The sequence below is a fragment of the Psychroserpens citreus genome, assembly GCF_055686305.1.
The window spans coordinates 718,614-737,188 of sequence record NZ_CM145999.1 but is presented as its reverse complement, the minus strand read 5'-3'; the positions used below and the strand labels follow the sequence as shown (position 1 = coordinate 737,188).

General features: G+C 33.6%; 15 protein-coding genes. 6 read left to right on the top strand and 9 right to left on the bottom strand.

Going from position 1 to position 18,575, the window contains the following annotated elements; translation table 11 throughout:
- Nucleotides 1-272 precede the first annotated feature (272 nt).
- The 6 genes from ACTU6T_RS03380 to ACTU6T_RS03355 all read left to right on the top strand — a co-directional run bounded on the left by ACTU6T_RS03380 (nucleotide 273) and on the right by ACTU6T_RS03355 (nucleotide 5,485).
- A complete protein-coding gene (locus ACTU6T_RS03380; RefSeq protein WP_460219852.1) occupies nucleotides 273-740 on the top strand; it encodes a hypothetical protein in 468 nt (155 codons plus the stop codon).
- Between the two features lie 39 nt (nucleotides 741-779).
- Nucleotides 780-1,262 (top strand): hypothetical protein, encoded by a 483-nt coding sequence (locus ACTU6T_RS03375; RefSeq protein ID WP_460219851.1) that lies wholly within the window; start codon nucleotides 780-782, stop codon nucleotides 1,260-1,262.
- Nucleotides 1,263-1,337: 75 nt separating this feature from the next.
- Nucleotides 1,338-2,033: a CPBP family intramembrane glutamic endopeptidase gene (locus tag ACTU6T_RS03370; protein ID WP_460219850.1), complete on the top strand. Its 696-nt coding sequence runs from the start codon at nucleotides 1,338-1,340 to the stop codon at nucleotides 2,031-2,033.
- Between the two features lie 49 nt (nucleotides 2,034-2,082).
- Nucleotides 2,083-3,732, top strand: coding sequence for a dipeptidyl-peptidase 3 family protein (locus ACTU6T_RS03365; RefSeq protein ID WP_460219849.1), 1,650 nt, complete (start codon nucleotides 2,083-2,085; stop codon nucleotides 3,730-3,732).
- Between the two features lie 90 nt (nucleotides 3,733-3,822).
- Nucleotides 3,823-4,701 (top strand): alpha/beta hydrolase, encoded by an 879-nt coding sequence (locus tag ACTU6T_RS03360; RefSeq protein ID WP_460219848.1) that lies wholly within the window; start codon nucleotides 3,823-3,825, stop codon nucleotides 4,699-4,701.
- Nucleotides 4,661-5,485, top strand: coding sequence for an alpha/beta hydrolase (locus ACTU6T_RS03355; RefSeq protein ID WP_460219847.1), 825 nt, complete (start codon nucleotides 4,661-4,663; stop codon nucleotides 5,483-5,485). Before ACTU6T_RS03360 ends, ACTU6T_RS03355 begins: the two co-directional genes overlap by 41 nt.
- A gap of 54 nt (nucleotides 5,486-5,539) precedes the next feature.
- Here the strand turns inward: ACTU6T_RS03355 and ACTU6T_RS03350 are convergent, their stop codons facing one another.
- From ACTU6T_RS03350 to ACTU6T_RS03310, 9 genes are all read right to left on the bottom strand, one after another.
- Entirely contained in the window at nucleotides 5,540-8,023 is a 2,484-nt protein-coding gene (locus tag ACTU6T_RS03350; RefSeq protein WP_460220737.1) for a zinc-dependent metalloprotease, read from the bottom strand.
- Nucleotides 8,024-8,191: 168 nt separating this feature from the next.
- Nucleotides 8,192-9,451, bottom strand: coding sequence for a fibronectin type III domain-containing protein (locus ACTU6T_RS03345; RefSeq protein WP_460219846.1), 1,260 nt, complete (start codon nucleotides 9,449-9,451; stop codon nucleotides 8,192-8,194).
- 105 nt (nucleotides 9,452-9,556) lie between these two features.
- A complete protein-coding gene (locus ACTU6T_RS03340) occupies nucleotides 9,557-12,145 on the bottom strand; it encodes a T9SS type A sorting domain-containing protein (RefSeq protein WP_460219845.1) in 2,589 nt (862 codons plus the stop codon).
- 124 nt (nucleotides 12,146-12,269) lie between these two features.
- Complete coding sequence (locus tag ACTU6T_RS03335) at nucleotides 12,270-13,955, bottom strand: toxin-antitoxin system YwqK family antitoxin (protein WP_460219844.1); 1,686 nt, start codon at nucleotides 13,953-13,955, stop codon at nucleotides 12,270-12,272.
- Between the two features lie 102 nt (nucleotides 13,956-14,057).
- Entirely contained in the window at nucleotides 14,058-15,746 is a 1,689-nt protein-coding gene (lysS, locus tag ACTU6T_RS03330) for a lysine--tRNA ligase (protein WP_460219843.1), read from the bottom strand.
- Between the two features lie 108 nt (nucleotides 15,747-15,854).
- Complete coding sequence (locus ACTU6T_RS03325) at nucleotides 15,855-16,673, bottom strand: tetratricopeptide repeat protein (protein WP_460219842.1); 819 nt, start codon at nucleotides 16,671-16,673, stop codon at nucleotides 15,855-15,857.
- Complete coding sequence (locus tag ACTU6T_RS03320) at nucleotides 16,670-17,167, bottom strand: hypothetical protein (protein WP_460219841.1); 498 nt, start codon at nucleotides 17,165-17,167, stop codon at nucleotides 16,670-16,672. The genes ACTU6T_RS03325 and ACTU6T_RS03320 overlap by 4 nt, the downstream gene beginning before the upstream one ends.
- The gene (locus ACTU6T_RS03315) at nucleotides 17,157-18,056 is read right to left on the bottom strand and encodes a hypothetical protein (RefSeq protein ID WP_460219840.1); all 900 of its coding nucleotides are present in this window, start codon (nucleotides 18,054-18,056) and stop codon (nucleotides 17,157-17,159) included. Before ACTU6T_RS03315 ends, ACTU6T_RS03320 begins: the two co-directional genes overlap by 11 nt.
- Before the next feature lie 4 nt (nucleotides 18,057-18,060).
- Nucleotides 18,061-18,519, bottom strand: a complete 459-nt coding sequence (locus ACTU6T_RS03310) for a DUF1573 domain-containing protein (RefSeq protein WP_460219839.1) — start codon at nucleotides 18,517-18,519, stop codon at nucleotides 18,061-18,063.
- Between the last annotated feature and the right edge of the window lie 56 nt (nucleotides 18,520-18,575).

The following is an 18,575-nucleotide window of genomic DNA, read 5'->3' as shown; positions in this document are numbered from 1 at the left end:
CTAATATAAGGATAATGTTGCAAATATAATCATCAGTTTTTATTTAAATGTGTGTTTTTTAACCAACTTAACTGTCGCACATTTGTCATGTAATCAACAAAACAAAATAGTTATGCAACAGTCTTTTAAAATCACACTATTTATAGTAGCTATATGTACTCTTATAGTGTTTTCTAAGCAGATTCAAAATGAGATAATAGAAGCATATAATCATTGTGTAAGTCAGTTAGCAAGTCGAACCATGACTAATTCAATCTCAACTGGTTTTTAGCATGCAACTCAAAAAGGTAAATACAGCTTTTATTGTTACGACAAGTGTTTCTGTAATTGTATTTATGTATTTGGTGTTTTTAGGATATGATGATATTAAGACATTAAAAGATGTTATTAAAATTATTGCGTCAATTCTATTTCCAATTCCACTATTGTTTTTTGTGCGTTTTGTGTTGATAGAGCATTATTTACCTCAAAATACAGATGAATATAAACTGAAACATCAAAAGCCAGCAACAGTATTACTAATTATAACCATAGCTATTGGCCTTATAAGTATGCAACTTATCGAATGGATTACTGGTCAAAAATTAGAAGATCGCCTCATTTTTGCTCATCTCATCAATTCTACAACTATTAGTAGTTATGTGCTTAATTACATTTTGTACAACAATTTGAGAGTTAACGGAATTTTAAGCGGTGTTTTACTCTCATTAGCAATACACGTGTTTTTTCTAACTGCTTAAGTAATTAAATAACATAAAATCATCAAAAAAATAAATATTATGAATCCAATTGTACAACCTCCGAAACCAAGAACAAATGCCAACAAGCGTGAATTGTTGTTTACATTTCAATCTATCATTGTTACAGGTTTGTTAGCCTTTACTGCTATTGCATTTTTTATGCATTTCAACCTGAGAATTGAAAAAGGCATTAAAGTTATCTTTGCTCCATTTTTATCTGTTGTGCCTTTATTGTTTGTCTTGTCTATTCTTAGAGATTTAAGAAACGGCTTTAAAGAAGGTAATTACTCTAAAGATGAAATTATAAAATTTTGCCTCATAACAGCTGGGATAACAGCTGCCTTTACTGGAATTACCTATTTGCTGACTCAAATCGGCGCACTCGAAATATTATTAGCAGCCATTATGGCAATCTTGAGTATTGTATTCTTTTTAAGAAGTAAAATCAAAGATATTTTAGGAATGAGCATCATCACAGGAATTGCTGAAGGAATTATCGTCTATATGATTTTTTTGTTTTGATGATGGGTTGGTTGGTGACCCAAAACCTTTCAGGTGTTAAAGCCTGAAGGGTTTTAAATCTAAAAAAGTGTTATTATGAAATCAAAACTTACATCATATCTTTCCGACTTTTCAAATTTTAGTTTAACAAGACCTATATCAGATAAAGTAAGGGGTCTTGAAATATTAGCTGTAGTATTAACAGGTGTGGGGAAGTTTATCTTTATGGATCATTTAAATTGGCGTTTGCCGTATGTGGTGATTGCAATTTTATCATGGTCATTCTATGTTTGGTATCGTCATAAAAAAGATAAACAGGTCTTATCTGATTGGGGGTTTAGACGAGATAACTTTAAACCAGTTTTAAAACTAATGCTTCCTTTTGCTGTCGTATCTGTGATATCATTTTTTATTATAGGCTATATTCAAAATAGTATAAATTTAACATGGCATATTTTCCCATTATTAATTACTTATCCTATTTGGGGAACCATCCAGCAGTTTCTTACTATTGGTTTGGTTGCAAGTAATTTGAGTACCTTAAAAGCAATTCAATTGAAAAAATCCAGCGTCATTTTGATGACTGCAATATTATTTTCTTTGGTACACTATCCATCTATTTGGCTCTTAGTAGGCACATTTATTTTGGCACTAGTTTATGGTTATATTTATCTGAAATCAAAAAACCTTTATGTTTTAGGATTATTCCATGGTTGGCTCGGCGCACTATTTTATTATACGGTTCTTGATCAAGACCCTTTTGCAGATGTGTTTCTGAAATGGTTGAATTAATGTTCAAAATTGCTAACTTTGGGTGAATTTAAAAAAACACTATTTTCAAATGAAAAAATCACTAATAGTATTGATTGTAACCACCTTGTTTTATGCTTGTAAATCAGATAAAAAAGAGGTCGTAACCGAAGATGAAACGCCTAAAGTTGACACGAGCATTATGGAAAAAAACTTGAGTAAGTATACCAGCTTTAAATTAACTGCAGATCTTTCAGTATTAACTGAAAAAGAACGTCAAATGTTGCCGTATTTAATTGAAGCAGCAAATATAATGAACGACTTGTTCTGGTATGAATCCTATGGAGATAAAAGTGAATTGCTAAAGTCTATTTCAGACGACGATACAAAGCGATTTGTTGAGATTAATTATGGCCCATGGGATCGTTTAGATGGTAATGCATCTTTTGTAGATGGTATTGGTCCTAAACCTGCTGGTGCTAATTTCTATCCTAAGGATATGACAAAAGCAGAATTTGAAGCTGCTGATATTGAGAATAAATCGAGTATTTACAATTTTGTACGTCGTGATGATAACGGAAAACTGTATTCAATTCCTTATCACAAGCAGTTTGAAAGTAAACTAAAAGAAGTGTCGCAACTACTATTGAAAGCTTCTGAATTGGCTGAAGATGCTGGACTTAAAAATTATTTAGAATTAAGAGCCCAAGCATTGTTAGATGATAATTATCAACCAAGTGATTTGGCTTGGATGGATATGAAAAATAATACACTTGATATAGTTATTGGACCAATTGAAACTTATGAAGATCAATTGTTTGGTAATAAAGCTGCACATGAAGGGTATGTGTTAATTAAAGATCAGGAATGGAGTGAGCGCTTAGCAAAGTTTAGTGCATATTTGCCAGAATTGCAACGCGGATTACCAGTTGATGAGGCTTACAAAAAGGAAACACCAGGAACTGATAGTGATCTTAATGCTTATGATGTTGTATATTATGCAGGCGACTGTAATTCGGGAAGTAAAACCATTGCTATTAACTTGCCTAATGATGAAGAGGTGCAATTGCAAAAAGGAACACGTCGTTTACAACTTAAAAATGCTATGCGTGCTAAGTTTGATAAGATTTTAGTGCCTATCTCTAAAGTATTAATTGATGAGAGTCAGCGAAAACATATCACTTTTGATGCCTTTTTCTCTAATACCATGTTTCATGAGGTGGCTCATGGTTTAGGAATTAAAAATACAATTAACGGTAAAGGAACTGTAAGAACTGCTTTAAAGGAACACTCTAGTGCTTTAGAAGAAGGAAAAGCAGATATTCTAGGTTTATACATGATTCAGCAACTGAATGCTAAAGGAGAATTAACCGATGATATAAAGGATAATATGGTAACCTTTATGGCTGGAATTTTCCGCTCAGTGCGTTTTGGTGCGTCTTCAGCACATGGAAAGGCGAATATGATTCGTTTTAATTTCTTTAAAGAGAAAGGTGCATTTACAAGAAATGCAGATGGAACTTACAAAGTGAATTTCGATAAAATGGAAACTGCAATGCGAGATTTGTCTAGCCTTATTCTAACCTTACAAGGTAATGGAGACTATGATGGTGTTGCTCAGTTAGTTGCTGAAAAAGGCGTTATTTCTGCAGAGTTACAAGCCGATTTAGATCGCTTAAGTGAGGCTAGTATACCTGTAGATGTGGTTTTTGAACAAGGCACAAAGGTATTGGGCTTATAAAATATAATCAATTGCAAATGTTAAAGGCTCTAGGTTCATACTAGAGCCTTTTCGTTTTAATTTTATATCTTGTTAAAACAAATTTGTTTTATGTCGTATTGGTTATCCATTATCATTACTATTCTTGCTATTTATGTCGCAATTAGTATCGCCTTGTATTATTTACAAGATTACATGTTGTTTAAGCCTGAAAAGTTACCTACCGACTTTCAGTTCGCCTATGAGAATCAAGAGACAAAAGAGTATAATTTAGAAACACGTGATGGGGCAATTATTAATGGATTGCGATTTTTTCCGAAAGGTGAAAGCAAAGGTGTGGTGATTTACCTCAAAGGAAATTCGAAAAGTATTAAAGGTTGGGGAAAATTTGCTGTTGATTTTACAAGGCATGGCTATAATGTGTTGATGGTGGATTATCGCGGCTTCGGAAAAAGCACTGGTCGACGCTCTCAAAAAGCTATAAAACGTGATTTGCAACTGGTTTACAATAAGGTAAAAGAGCAAACTACTGAAGATCGAATTATTCTTTATGGACGTTCCCTTGGTTCTGGTTTTGCAGCAAAGTTAGCATCCATGAATCAGCCTAAAATGCTTATCCTTGATGCACCTTACTACAGTCTGACAAAAGTTACCGCACGTTACGCACCTTTTATGCCATTGTCTTTGCTGATGAAATACCCGCTTCCAACCTATAAATGGTTAAAATATGTACAATGTCCAATACACATTATTCATGGAACACATGATAAGTTAATTCCATTTAAAACGAGCTTAAAATTATCGAAGGTAAATCCAAAATTAACCAAGCTACATACCGTGATTGGTGGTGGACATAAAAATCTCAATAATTTTGAATCGTATCATCTAATGCTAGATGATATTTTGAATAAAACTCCCAAAACCATCGATTTAGAAACTACAAGTATCAATGTCATCCACAGTTCAAAACCCACTAAGAAAAAAGCTTAAAAAAGGGTTTAAAATCCTTTTGTTTTTATATGTTATGATAGGCGCATCACTTTATTTTTTACAAGAAAAAATACTATTTCTTCCAACGGTTTTGGAGCAAGATTACCAATACGAATTTAATTATTCGTTTGAGGAAGTGTTCTTGAAACCTAGTGAAAATGTGAGTATTAACGCGCTACATTTTAAAGTCGAAAACCCTAAAGGTGTAATTTTATATTTTCATGGAAATGCAGGTGATTTAAGTCGTTGGGGTACTATTGCCGAATTTTTTGTTGCTCAAGATTACGATGTTTTTATTATGGATTATCGTACCTATGGAAAAAGTAAGGGTAAGTTGAGTGAGCAAGCGCTTTATGATGATGCTCAATATTGTTATGATTATCTTTTGAAACACTACTCTAAAAGTGATATTACATTCTATGGACGATCGCTAGGAACTGGAATAGCAACCTATTTAGCCTCAAACCATCAGCCGAAGCAATTAATCTTAGAAACACCGTATTATAGCATTCTCGATGTCGCAAAGCATCGGTTCCCTATATTTCCTGTTGCTTCTCTGTTGAAATATCAATTTCCATCTAATGAATATATCAAAAAATTGAATTGCCCAATTACAATATTTCATGGAACAGAGGATAATGTCGTACCGTATTCTTCTGCAGAAAAATTATTCCATGTTGCACCTACAGGCAATACAAAGTTTGTGACCATAGAAGGAGGAAGTCATAATAATTTGATAGAATTTGATGATTATCGAAACGAAATTACTAATGTGCTTAAATAAAAAAGCTCCAGATTTTTCTGAAGCTTTTTTTAATTCATTTAATTTTATTAAATATTATCCATTAGGATTTAATATGGCGTCGATGCGTTCTAGTGCATCAGCAATATGAATTCTACTCATAGCATCTGCGCCACGAGCAGATCTTAATTGGCTGCGCAATGTTTTTAATTCTGCTCTCACAACAGCTCTAATATCTGACTGACTCGTATTTACAGCAGTTGATTTTTGATAGCCTCCAAAAGCTGGTGCCTTACGTTGATTTTTTGCAGTCATTAAATAAGCTAGTCGATCAATGTGCGCGCGTTGCAAGTTACGTCTGTAGGTGCCAATTTTTTTGCCAGTACGTAATTCACTCCAAATGCCTTGACGCATGTCTCTCATCATTTCTGTTAAGGAGTAGGCATCAGTACCATTAAAAGTTTCGGCTTCGGTTAAACGTTGCATTTTACCTAAACTCATAATATTATTTAATGTTCTTACTTGTAACCCACGAATACGGTCCACAGAACCTGAGTACTCGATACGATCAAAAATAGTTTTATCAATCAACCAATCAGGTGTTGTAAATAAATGTTCCTGAATAAATTTCATCGCGCGTTTTTGATGTTCTTTTGGAACAACGGTATACACAGCACCTGGTTGATCTGCAGCTTTATAGTGTTCGTATACACCTCCAATATTATTTGATACGTGTCCCATATAGCGTCTGAATTGAGATAATACATGACCATACATTTCTTGCAAATCATCATAGTCTTCTCCTGCTTCCGTAGTCCAATTAATAAGATTAGGAACAATACGCTTTAAGTTTTTAATTCCATAGTCACTAGCAAGCATGGCGTCATCACCTAAATCTTCTGTTTGAGAACTAGGATCGTGAACATCACCTACTTGTTGGTGTCCAAAGCGATACATAGGATCTCCTGCATGTTTCATAATCCATTGATTAAGAATTGGCTTTTCTTCCTCTGCTGTTTTTCCTAAAATTGGTCTATAACCCCATGAAATCGCATACTTGTCATATACACCAATGTTTGGCATTAAGGCTACACCTTCGTCACCTGGTTGTGCGACATAATTAAATCGGGCATAATCCATAATTGAAGGTGCTGTACCATACTTTTGAGTAAATTCAGCATTTCTTAAATCTTCAACTTTATAAGCAACACTGCTTCCCATGTTATGAGGTAGTCCTAATGTGTGTCCAACTTCATGAGCAGATACAAAACGTATCAAGCGTCCCATAACTTCATCTTTAAATTGCGGACTTTGTGCATCTGGATTAATTGCAGCTGTTTGCACAAAGAACCATCCACGAAGTAATGACATCACGTTATGGTACCAGTTGATGTCACTTTCTAAAATTTCACCAGTTCTTGGGTCACTCACATGAGGCCCATTTGCATTAGGTATTGGAGACGCTAAGTAACGAACTACAGAATAACGCACATCTTCAGGTGTCCATTCAGGATCTTCTTCTACTGTTGGTGGATCTTTAGCAATAATAGCATCTTTGAATCCAGCAGCTTCAAAAGCGACTTGCCAATCTTCAATCCCTTGCTTGATATATTTACGCCATTTTTTTGGTGTTGCTCTATCAATGTAGTAAACAATTTGTTTTTTAGGAACGACTAATTCGCCTCTTTTGAATTTTGCTATATCTTCATCTTTAACCTCTAGTCTCCAACGATCTAAAAAGGTTAATGACTTGCTTTTCTGATCTCCTAAACCATAATCGGTTTGACTTCTAGCAAACCAACCAACACGTTCATCAAAATAGCGACGTTTCATAGGGTTTTCAGGAAGTAAAATCATAGAATTATTAATTTCGATTGAAATACTACCTGTACTGAAATTAGAAGGAGGTGAGCCAGCAGCATAAGTTTTTACATGTCTTGCTTCAATATTTCTAGGGTAACTTTTTATGTTTTCAATAAATGATTTATCACTTTCAAGGCGAGTTACTTTAAAAGGACGTCTTCTAAATTGAGGTAAACCAAGTGACTTTACATCTTTTTGAAATAATGGAGTGGCATCAATCACTGTACTTGTTGAATCTTTGCTATATGCTTTTATAGGAAAAGTGTACAATACAGGCTCAAAATTTGAATTTGCAACTGCTTCGTTAACAGGAAGCGAGTCTGCAGCTACAACATTATAAGATACAACACGTAGAACAACTTTCTTTCCTTTCTTTTGCCAACGTAATACTTGCTCGTTTTGTTTTCCTCCACCAAAGCCTAAACCGCTTGCAGTTTTAGAAATACGAGTAACCATAAGCATCTCTCTATCAAAGAGAGAGTCTGGGATTTCATAATAATACTTGTCGTCTAAAGTGTGGACCGTAAAAAGTCCTTCGTCACTTTTGGCGTCTTTTGTAATAACTTTGTTATAAGGTTTTGGGTCATTTTTTCCAGGCTTTTTTGCTGGAGGTTTTGTTGCAGTAGTAGCTGTTTTAGACTTACTAGCTTTTTTTGTTGTAGAACAAGATAAAGCAACAAAACATACTGAAACTACGAGAAGTAGTTTAATCGAAATGTGTTTCAATGTGGTTGAGTTTAAAATTAGTGTCCCAAATTAAGAAATATAAGAGAGTGTAGAAAACATATCTTAAGGTTTTAATAGTATTTTAACGTAATAAATAATAACTCAATAAAATAAAAAAACCACTCTTTCGAGTGGTCTTAGAATTATAAAAATAAATTTTTATTCAAAGGTGTCTAGATATTCTAAAACGAGTTCAATACCTTCATCATGATGAATAGTCGTGCCAATCCATGGCATTGTGAATCCAGGTTGAAAATCTGAAGTCAATCTATTAATTATACTATTTTTTCTATTTACAAGATCAGAATCATTTAAACTAGTCTCATAATCCAATCTTAAAGAGGATGGAGATTCGCAAATACCACCTTCGGTATGGCAATGTGCACAGTTCATATCAAGATAAGCTCTTGCACGTTCTTCTAGTGTGTAATTAATGGCGTCTTCCCAATTTGGCAACACACTAACCGTTGATGCATCAGATATACCTTCTAGTAATTCGCTATCAATTAATTGTTGTAATTGATTAACACCATTAATATTAAAGTTTAGAGATCTAAGTCTTGGTCCTATTGGTTTTTTTACTTCGCCTGTTCTATGGCAGGTAAAGCATTGTAAGTCGGAAGGTATCGAGTAATTGATAGAATTTGTTTCGCCATTAGCATCTATCCATGTGACAGGAACAAAACTACCATTTAAATCTAAAATAGCATCTGTTTGGTCATCATTCCATTTGTAGTCTCCAGTTTCCCAAACACCATTAATTTTAATTAAAATTCTTGTTTCTATAATATGTTGCCCCAATGATTCATCACGTTCATCTAAATTGTAATAAAATGTTTTTGCTATTAGTGTATTGTCTGGATACAAAGGTAATCCATCACCATCATAAGTCATTTTTTCACCTTCAGGCAATACAATAAAACGTTGTTTATGTGCATAATCTGAAAACAATGGTGTATTTAAATCATATTCAAAAGCGTACGGCGAAACAGTTAAATTTTCTAAATCTCCAACAAATAAATTCAATTCTGAAAGCATTGTTCTAAATTCGGGTACAACAGGTGGAGCCAATGTCGTAAAGCTATATACACTGGTGTTCATACTCACATTAGATTCAGAACAAATTGTTTGTACATAGATATCATAACTTGTATTTGCATTAAGTCCGGTGAGTTCTGTAAACGTGTTTGTTACTGAAATTGTAGTGCCACTTCCAAGTGCGAAGCCAGAAACACCATATTCTAAGATGTATGATCCAACAGTATTAGGATCATCCCATGAGATAGTTGCGGTATTGTTTGAAATAGTATTGGCTGAAACATTTAGCACAGCATCGCAAGCTGCAACTAAATCATCATCATTGTTACATGCAAAAATAAGACATGCAAGACATGCAAGTAGACCAGTTTTTTTTAACATTTGGGTTTTTTTATCTGATTAATAGCTCAACGAATGTAGTAAAAATCTATTTCATCTAATGAATAAATCGTTATATCGTCTATTTTTGTCTTTAAATAGAGCTTGTTAATTAATTATCACTTGTTTAGATAGCTTCTGTTCCTGATGTTCTAAAGCTAAAAAATAATTCCCAGCCGGTGTATTATGATCAATTGGCCATGATATAGAATTCTGTCCGATATTTACATCTCCATCAAAAATCGTTTTTATTTTCTGTCCCAATGTATTATAAAGGTTTAATTGAATGTTACTCAATAGGTTTTTAGAATTAATACGTATATATAATACATCAGTATGCTGAGAAGGGTTAGGATATATGTCAAAATTGGTAGTGCTAATTTCAAATGATTCTACATTAAGTGTACTTGCTAAACTTCTTTCATAAATGCCATGTCCATGTGTTGCAATTCTAACTTTACTATTAGCTGGAGACAAGTTTAAATCATATACCATAACGGCTTCTGGTAAGCCTTCGCTAAAATCTTCCCATGTATTTCCTCCATCTGCTGAAAAATGCATGCCTAGATCATTTCCAATGTAAACGTGATTAGAATCTGATGGATCAATTAAGACCGTATTTGTTGGCAAATCTGGAAGGCCATTATCTATTGAAATCCATGTATTTCCTCCATTTATCGTTTTGTAAACATGATTGCTTCCAAAACCAGAAAATGTAATATAGACTGTATTTTCCTCATTAGGATCAAATTCTATATCTTTTATAACTCGGTCAGGAAGTCCATTCATTTCTGTAAATGTAGCTCCACCATTAACAGATTTAAAAAGCTTTGGTGATTGGAATGATACCGTTAGCGGTATTTTACTAGTTGCAACATACAAGACATTAGCATTGGTAGGTGATACTGCTATTTTTACGATTACATTAGTGTCATCAACTTCAGAGGATACTGGAAGCCAGCTGTCTCCTCCATTACCTGAACTATATAGCTTTCTTGATCCTGCATATACGATATTATTATCTGATGGCGCCAATACATAAGGTGCAGAAAACGCCGTATAATCATCATTATCAATAATCGGTCTTCTAACAGAGAACGTCTCTCCACCATTATCCGATCTTAATATATATAAACCTTGTGCTGAGCCATAAACAATTTGATTATTATCGCTATTAACAGCAGTTGTCATACCATCACCACCAATTACTCGAGACCATGATGGTGTCCCATTATAAATGTAACTAGCATTGTCTTGTGCTCCCGCAATACAAAAATTTGGATTTGAAGATGCGCTAGACATATCTGCATAAAATTGTGTGGTTTGCAATCCGCCATTATGCGTCGTAAAGGTGTCACCGCCATCAGATGATGAAAATACTCCACCATCAGATGCGAAAAAAACCTTGTTAGGGACAAGAGGATGGTAATACACTGCATGTATATCGCCGTGAATATAATTATCACCACCTTCTGGAGTATCAATAGAGATTTCACCAAAGGGCCAAGCCATCCAATCAGACTGTTTAATAAATAGGGTTCCAGAAAGTGTCGATTTCCATGCGTCAATACCAACACTCATAATTTCAGTAACATTATTTGGATTGACGGCTATATCATGAGAATACCAACCTTGAAAACGAGCAATGTTTTGATTGTTGATATTGGACCAAGTATTTCCACCATTAACAGATTTGAATAAGCCAGCGTTTGTCGTGCTACTTGTGGTTTGCGCATCATATATTGATGCGTACACAACATTAGAATTTACAGGGTCTATTTCTAGTTTAGCATTTCCAGACCAGGCAGATACTAAATTTCCTGGATCTGTGAGCTCAACAAATGAGCTTCCTCCATTTGTAGATTTAAATATTCCACATGAATCAGGTGATAAAATCGTATTAAGATTTCCTTGAGACACATAAACGTTATTTGGATTATTCCAATCTATTTCTATATCAATACAATGAGGTTGGTTTAAAACGAGGGTCCATGAATTACCCGAATTTTCACTTCTATATAATCCATCACTAGTGGCAGCTAAAACTACTGATGAGTTATCAGGATTGATTGCAAGGTCAGAAACGCCTTTGATATCATCTTGGTCAAAAATTAGTACATGTGACCAAGTAGATCCTCCGTCGATTGATTTTAAAACGCCTATACCAAACGATCCACGTGTTAATCTGTTTTCTGTTCCTGGTTGAGCAAGACCAGAACCATAGACTTCACCAGTGCCAATGTACATCGTGTCGGCATTATTAGGGTCGATGGCGATACTGGCAACTCCTAATACTGGGAATCCTGTTTCTATATATTCCCAAGCATTGATACCAACACCTTGTGTTGTCGTTTTCCATAAGCCACCACTTGCTGCACCAGCAAAAATAATATCTGGATCTGTTGGGTGAAATGCTAAGCAAAGTGTACGGCCGCCAATATTTTGTGGCCCTAAACTTTCCCATTCACCAGCAACTTGCGATGATCTTCGAGCCTGTATTTTATCACTAAATGCATTAAGATATTTCGATGTTGGGATGTCTCCACTTGGATAGGCACGTTCTTGCGACCAAATATCTAGACTTTTAGCAGCTCCTGAAATTTTAAAATCTGGGGTAGTGCCTATAGTAAAAATATAGACACACGTGATAGCAATTATAAAGCATGCCATGATAAGACTTATGCGTTTAGTAATCATAGTGTTTTTATTTTAAAGCTACGTAATTTTCTAGAGAAAAGATAATCGAATTATAAAATTTACTAGAATCGTTTGTTTTGAAATATAAATGTAAAAGCCTAATTGAGAGCTGAAGTTTATGATCTTAATTATTTGAACTCTCCTTATAATTTTCTGTATGATAATACAATTGCCTCGGGAAATTTTCTGAAGAAAAATTTAAGTCCTCTATTGTATTTAGAGAATTTTGGATATTAATATAAAACTCTGAATTTACAGGTAAATTAGAAATCCACTTGTTTAAAAGGGGATGAACAACGACTCGTTTAAATTTAGTTTCTCCATAATCGTTACTGTAATATACAATCATTTCAAATGGATTTGGTTCAATATCAGAATAGTCAATTTTTACGTAATCTTCTGTTTTAATAGGTGTTAAAATCACTAGTTTGGATAATGTGTCAGAATGATTTTCAGTTGAAAACAGCGATTTCTTATTGTTTTGATCAAATAGAATTACATCACCTTTCAATTGTCCATTTTCAAATGTGGTTTTAAGTATAGGATTACCATTACTATCAAATTGTAAGTAATCGCCATATGCTGATGCTTTACACTTGTATTCTAAGCTGAAAGATTCTTGCTCTAGAAGAAGGTTGGGGAGGTAGGTTTTTGGTATGGTAGGCTTTTCCTTTGAGGTCTCTATCTCGTAACTTTGGGCTGATTCTATTACTGTTTCTTCAACGTCTTCAACTTCAGCATAATTTAGTTCTCTATCTAAACAATCTTCAGCTAAGAAGTTTACATGGTGCTTTACTTTAGAGTTTGGGTAATAAAAAAGCCAACTTCCGTCTTCTATGCCGTCTTCATTATAGATTACTTTGGATTCTAATTGCTCTTTATCGTCATAATTTTTCCAAATGGTTTTATTGTTTTCCATGGTCATAGACCTATAAAGGGTATAATCATCTAAATATGCCCTTCTTAAATCCCAAGCAATTAATTTACCATTTTTATAGGTGCCATTTCCTTTGTAATAATATACAATTGATGATTCGGTTTTAGTTGATTCATAATAAAGATTGCCGTTTAAAATATCATCTTTATAATTTCTTTTAATTATATATTCGTCTCCTCCAAATGAAGTCCACAATCCTTCTTTTTTATTATCAATAAATTGTCCTTGAGTATTTAATTTTCCGTCGAAATCATAGACTTTGACAACGCCTTGTAACATATTATTAATTTGATATGCAGCATACCTTATGTTTCCATTTTCGAAGTATTCTATAAAATCACCATTTACTTTTCCATCTTTATAAATTATAAATGCTCTTTTGTTTCCATTTTCATAATACTCTTCATACAAACCATCTCTAATATTATTTTTCAAATCAATACGTCCTCGAAGGTTTCCATTTTTATGATAAGCTTTGTATGTTCCATGTTCTACACCATCATTATAAGGTACAATCAAGCTGATACTTCCATTTTCAAAATATTGCGTGGCTTTTCCATGAGGTTTACCGTTTTTAAATTGGACTGTGCTTTTCGTTTCCCCAGATTTGTAATAATGAGTAACTAAGCCGTCAAAAAAAGTAGAGTCTTGCCGAATAGAAAGGCCTTTCATTTGAAGTTGACCGTTAATATAATAATCTTTGATTAGATATTTGCCGTTTTTTAGTTTTGGTTGAGGTCTAAAAAACTCGGCATAATATTTTGACGTTTCATTCCAATCTTGATCAAACCAAATGGTGTCATTTTGAGCTCTACTTAAAAATGAAAAGCAAGCAAAAAGTATACAAAATGTAATAATAGTTTTGTGGTGCATGCTAATGGTTATGGATGTGTTAAAGCTTTAAATATATATAATTAGAACAAAAAAAGAACCACAATTGTGATTCTTTTAAGTGTATGTCAAAGCGATAGGTGACTATAGCACATTTACAAAGAGACCATCATCATTTTTAGTTACAGATGCGATCTTCTTACTTGTAAGTCCTTTTATGGTTTTATCCCATTTTTTATTGCTCAATCCTGATTGAGTTTTAAGGGTGTTCAAGTCAATTGGCGTATTCGATTTTAAAATCGAAAAAACTGCTTTTTCCTCGTCTGTCAATGGAACTTGTTTTTGTTCTGGTTTCATTTGCGGGAAGAATAATACTTCCTGAATCGATTGATTGTTAGTTAAGAACATTATTAAACGATCCATGCCAATTCCCATACCAGACGTAGGAGGCATTCCATATTCTAAAGCTCTAAGGAAATCATGATCGATAAATTCAGTTGCTTCATCATCACCTTTCTCAGCTAATTTTAATTGATGTTCAAAACGTTCTCGTTGATCAATTGGGTCATTTAGTTCTGAATAGGCATTTGCAATTTCTTTTCCGCAAACCATTAATTCAAAACGCTCAGTTAAATCAGGATTATCACGATGCTCTTTACAAAGCGGACTCATTTCTTTAGGATAATCAGTAATGAATGTGGGTTGAATATAATTGCCTTCACATTTTTCGCCAAAAATCTCATCAATTAATTTCCCTTTACCCATAGTATCGTCGACTTCAATGCCTAAGTCTTTTGCCGCTTGACGAATTTCATCTTCTGTTTTACCTGTAATATCAAACCCTGTAAAATGTTTAATAGAATCGGCCATGGTTACTCTAGCATAAGGTGCTTTGAAGTTAATTTGATGTTCACCAAAAGTAGCTTCAGTTGTTCCGTTAACAGCCATTGCACAATGTTCTAATAGACGTTCGCAAAAGTCCATCATCCAATTGTAGTCTTTGTAAGAAACGTAAATTTCCATGGCTGTAAACTCTGGGTTGTGAGTTCTATCCATGCCTTCATTTCTGAAGTTTTTAGAAAATTCATACACACCATCAAAACCTCCAACAATAAGACGTTTTAAATATAGCTCATTAGCAATTCTCATATACAATGGGATGTCTAAGCTATTGTGATGTGTTACGAAAGGACGTGCTGCAGCACCACCAGGAATAGGTTGTAAAATAGGTGTTTCGACTTCAAAGTATCCGGAGTTATTAAAAAACTCACGCATTGCATTAAAAAGTTTTGTTCGTTTAATAAAGACTTCTTTTACGTGTGGATTAACAACTAAATCGGCATAGCGTTGTCTGTAGCGTAACTCAGGATCTGTAAACGCATCATAAGTGACGCCATCTTTTTGTTTAGGGATTGGTAATGGCTTTAGAGCCTTACTAAGCAATTTAAATTGCTTAACCATAACCGTTTTTTCACCTACTTTTGTTGTAAAGAGATCACCTTCAATACCAACAAAGTCGCCTAAATCTATTAGTTTTTTAAAAATATCATTATATAACGATTTGTCTACACCAGTACAAATCTCATCTCTGTTAAAATAAACTTGAATGCGCCCTTCACTATCTTGTAATTGCGCAAAAGAAGCTTTTCCTTGAATGTTAATTGACATTAAACGTCCAGCAATAATCACCTTTTTGCCTTCTTCGAAAGTGTCTTTAACCTGTTTAGATGTATAATTTACAGGATATAAATCTGCAGGATAAGGGTTAATACCTAAGGCTCTTAATTTTGCGAGTTTATCGCGTCTTACTAGTTCTTGTTCTGAAAGCTGCATGCTACATATATTTTGAGGTGCAAAATTACATTATTTGCAAAAAACATCGTAGTAAATTGAAGAAGAATAGTTTGATAAATATTCAGAATAGAATTAATTGATGTGATTTTAAATTGAGTTTAGAGATTTTATTTCATTTTCGACATCAGAAATAAAAACTTCAAACCCTGAATTTATGTTTTTAAAGCGATTTATTTCTGCATATTTAGAACGTGCTTTATTGAATTGTTTTTTGACTTCAATAAGATTGGATTGCCCTTTCAAAGCGAGCCCTAGAAAATAATAGGTTTCTGCAATGTCCTTATTCAAAGATAGTTGCTTGTTTAATGTCGTTATGGCTTTATCATATTGTTGGTCCAAGACATAGAGCATTCCTAGTGAATGATAATCAGTTAAACCAATATCGTCTGCAGAGTTTGCGTTATTAATAGTATTTAAAATGATACTTATCCCTTTTTTATAATTCCCATTTTTAGCATAAGCTAAGCCCAGTATAATTTTCATGTCTTTGTCTCCTCCAGGTGTGAATTGCTGATAGGCTTTAGGTAAATTGTAATAGGTTTCCAAATCAGAAATGCAACGGTTGTAATTTTTGTATTGCCAAAACCAGTATGCTCTATAACATAAATACTCCTTTGGGTCAAGTTCAATGGCTTTGTTTAGTATGGATAAACCTTCAAGTAAAAATCCCCGTTTAAAATATGGAACAGATTTTTCATAATAAGCCCATGCAAATTTTGGCCCTATCGCTATGGCTTCATCAAATAATTCTTGAGACATTTTGCTGCCTTGAGGATAGGTTATTGCTTTATAACTTAATTCGCAAGCTTTTCGTTCACCACTTCCTTTAGGATAAATATAGCAATTGGGTTGAGCGAGGCTAGATAAAGACAATAATAGCGTTATAACTAGAAGTTTTGATTTCATGTGTTTATAATTTTACCATTTTCTATTTTTATAACGCGAAATGTATAGCTATCATAATCCTTTCCGTTATATATTGCATGATTCCAGTCTTTTAATTCTTTGAAAACAGATTGTATATGCTGAAATAAATCTTCGGGACATTTGGTGGAGTTAAAATCTGTATCGAGTACTTGAATCCGGAATCGTCCGGATTCATTCTTACAATTTACAGCAAAGCGAATGATGAAATATCCACTAAAAAATCTGTAGTCGGATTGATAATTATAAGACTCCAAAATGGCCTTGTTAAGAGCTTTATTGCCTCCAGTGTACGATATGAGAGCTCTTCTATGTAATACCTTTGTTGAGTCACAAAACTGAAATTGTGGGTCATCTAAGTCAGCATTAAAAGTTGTGTCGCCAATATGATCTTTATAATCTGTTTTTACTTCTCTTGATGTTTCACAAGACATAAGAACTAGAATAAGTACTACTATTCTAACACTATTTTTCATGCATATTTGTTTTTATTGCATTAAGGTTTTCAACCAAATCGGTATTGTCTGGAAATTGTTTAATAGCATTTTCCATAACTTTAATCGCTTTTTTTGAATAGCCATTAATGCCTAAAGTATTAGCTAAACTCATGCGTGCTCTTGGTTCATTTGGAAAAAGTTTAGTGTTTAATTTGAAAACCTCAATGGCTTCATCATGTCTGTTAGTAGAATAGAGTATGCGACCATAAGTATTGAGTTCATACATGCTACTAACTTTTCCATTAAATGTTCTTAATAGTTTTTTGCCTTGCTTTTTAAGCCCGTTTAGTCCATCTTCTTTTAAAATAGCATTGACTTTTGAGACAATCTGATAGTTTGATTTATAATCATTTTTTGAGATGATATTTAGAATGTCTTTTTCTAAAGTTTCAACAGGATGTTCAACTATTCGGTTAACTTCTTTTCGGTTTTTATGAAAAATAATTGTAGGTACACGATGGATGTTTAGGCCAGCTTCTTCATGGTTAGGACTTTGCTTATACATATTTGGTTTTCTGCTTAAAGCAATGACCTTGAGTTGATCTTCAGGAAAATTACAGGCTTCCAATATTTTGTATAAGCGTGGTACTTCCTTTTTGCTATCTCCACACCAAGTCCCCATAAATAATGTGATTTGGTATTCTTTTAGTTTATCGGAAATTGCGGCAACAGTAGACGTGTCTAACGTGTAATCGTCTTTGTTTTTTGAAAACCATGAATTATAGTTTTTAGTAGTCAATCCATCTTTATTGATTGTTCCGAGCAAAAAAGGAGTTTCTCCATCAATAGCAATTTCTGTATTGATGTCTTGGGCAAATGTGGCTATAGAAAATAATATAGCCACAACACATATTTTGTGAATTTTCATAATACTATTTTTTTATGGTTTTAGTGTCTTTCTTAATTACATTTCCCTTAATTTGAAGGCGTTTTTGTCCTTCATCAGCATTTGAAAAAATAGTAATGGATTTTGAAAATTTCCCAACTCTATTGGTTGCATATTTGATATCTATAGTGCCAGATTCTCCAGGTAGAATTGCTTTTTTGGGATATGTTGGCACAGTACAACCACATGTTGTTTTAACTCTAGAAATTACGATTGGAGCAAGACCTCTATTTTTAAATTTAAATGTTCTAACGCCGTTGTCGTTTTGTTGAATAGTACCATAATCTATGGTTTCAGCTTCAAAAACGAATACACCAACTTTGTCGTTAGCGGCGTAATCTTGAGAAAACCCTGAGTTTGAGTATAAAAGTGAGAAAGTTATACAGAGTAATGCAATTAAGCTGTTCTTTTTTGATTGATTTTGAATGAAAGTAATGAGTGTCATAATGAATGATATTTTTGATTAATACATTCACAAACATCATGATTTGAATGAAAAAA

Coding starts and splice junctions, on each gene's coding strand:
- ACTU6T_RS03375 (WP_460219851.1), top strand. CDS start 780: ATGAATCCAATTGTACAACCTCCGAAACCAAGAACAAATGCCAACAAG.
- ACTU6T_RS03345 (WP_460219846.1), bottom strand. CDS start 9,451: ATGTTAAAAAAAACTGGTCTACTTGCATGTCTTGCATGTCTTATTTTT.
- ACTU6T_RS03335 (WP_460219844.1), bottom strand. CDS start 13,955: ATGCACCACAAAACTATTATTACATTTTGTATACTTTTTGCTTGCTTT.
- ACTU6T_RS03325 (WP_460219842.1), bottom strand. CDS start 16,673: ATGAAATCAAAACTTCTAGTTATAACGCTATTATTGTCTTTATCTAGC.
- ACTU6T_RS03380 (WP_460219852.1), top strand. CDS start 273: ATGCAACTCAAAAAGGTAAATACAGCTTTTATTGTTACGACAAGTGTT.
- ACTU6T_RS03365 (WP_460219849.1), top strand. CDS start 2,083: ATGAAAAAATCACTAATAGTATTGATTGTAACCACCTTGTTTTATGCT.
- ACTU6T_RS03370 (WP_460219850.1), top strand. CDS start 1,338: ATGAAATCAAAACTTACATCATATCTTTCCGACTTTTCAAATTTTAGT.
- ACTU6T_RS03360 (WP_460219848.1), top strand. CDS start 3,823: ATGTCGTATTGGTTATCCATTATCATTACTATTCTTGCTATTTATGTC.
- ACTU6T_RS03315 (WP_460219840.1), bottom strand. CDS start 18,056: ATGAAAATTCACAAAATATGTGTTGTGGCTATATTATTTTCTATAGCC.
- ACTU6T_RS03310 (WP_460219839.1), bottom strand. CDS start 18,519: ATGACACTCATTACTTTCATTCAAAATCAATCAAAAAAGAACAGCTTA.
- ACTU6T_RS03355 (WP_460219847.1), top strand. CDS start 4,661: ATGTCATCCACAGTTCAAAACCCACTAAGAAAAAAGCTTAAAAAAGGG.
- ACTU6T_RS03320 (WP_460219841.1), bottom strand. CDS start 17,167: ATGAAAAATAGTGTTAGAATAGTAGTACTTATTCTAGTTCTTATGTCT.
- lysS (WP_460219843.1), bottom strand. CDS start 15,746: ATGCAGCTTTCAGAACAAGAACTAGTAAGACGCGATAAACTCGCAAAA.
- ACTU6T_RS03340 (WP_460219845.1), bottom strand. CDS start 12,145: ATGATTACTAAACGCATAAGTCTTATCATGGCATGCTTTATAATTGCT.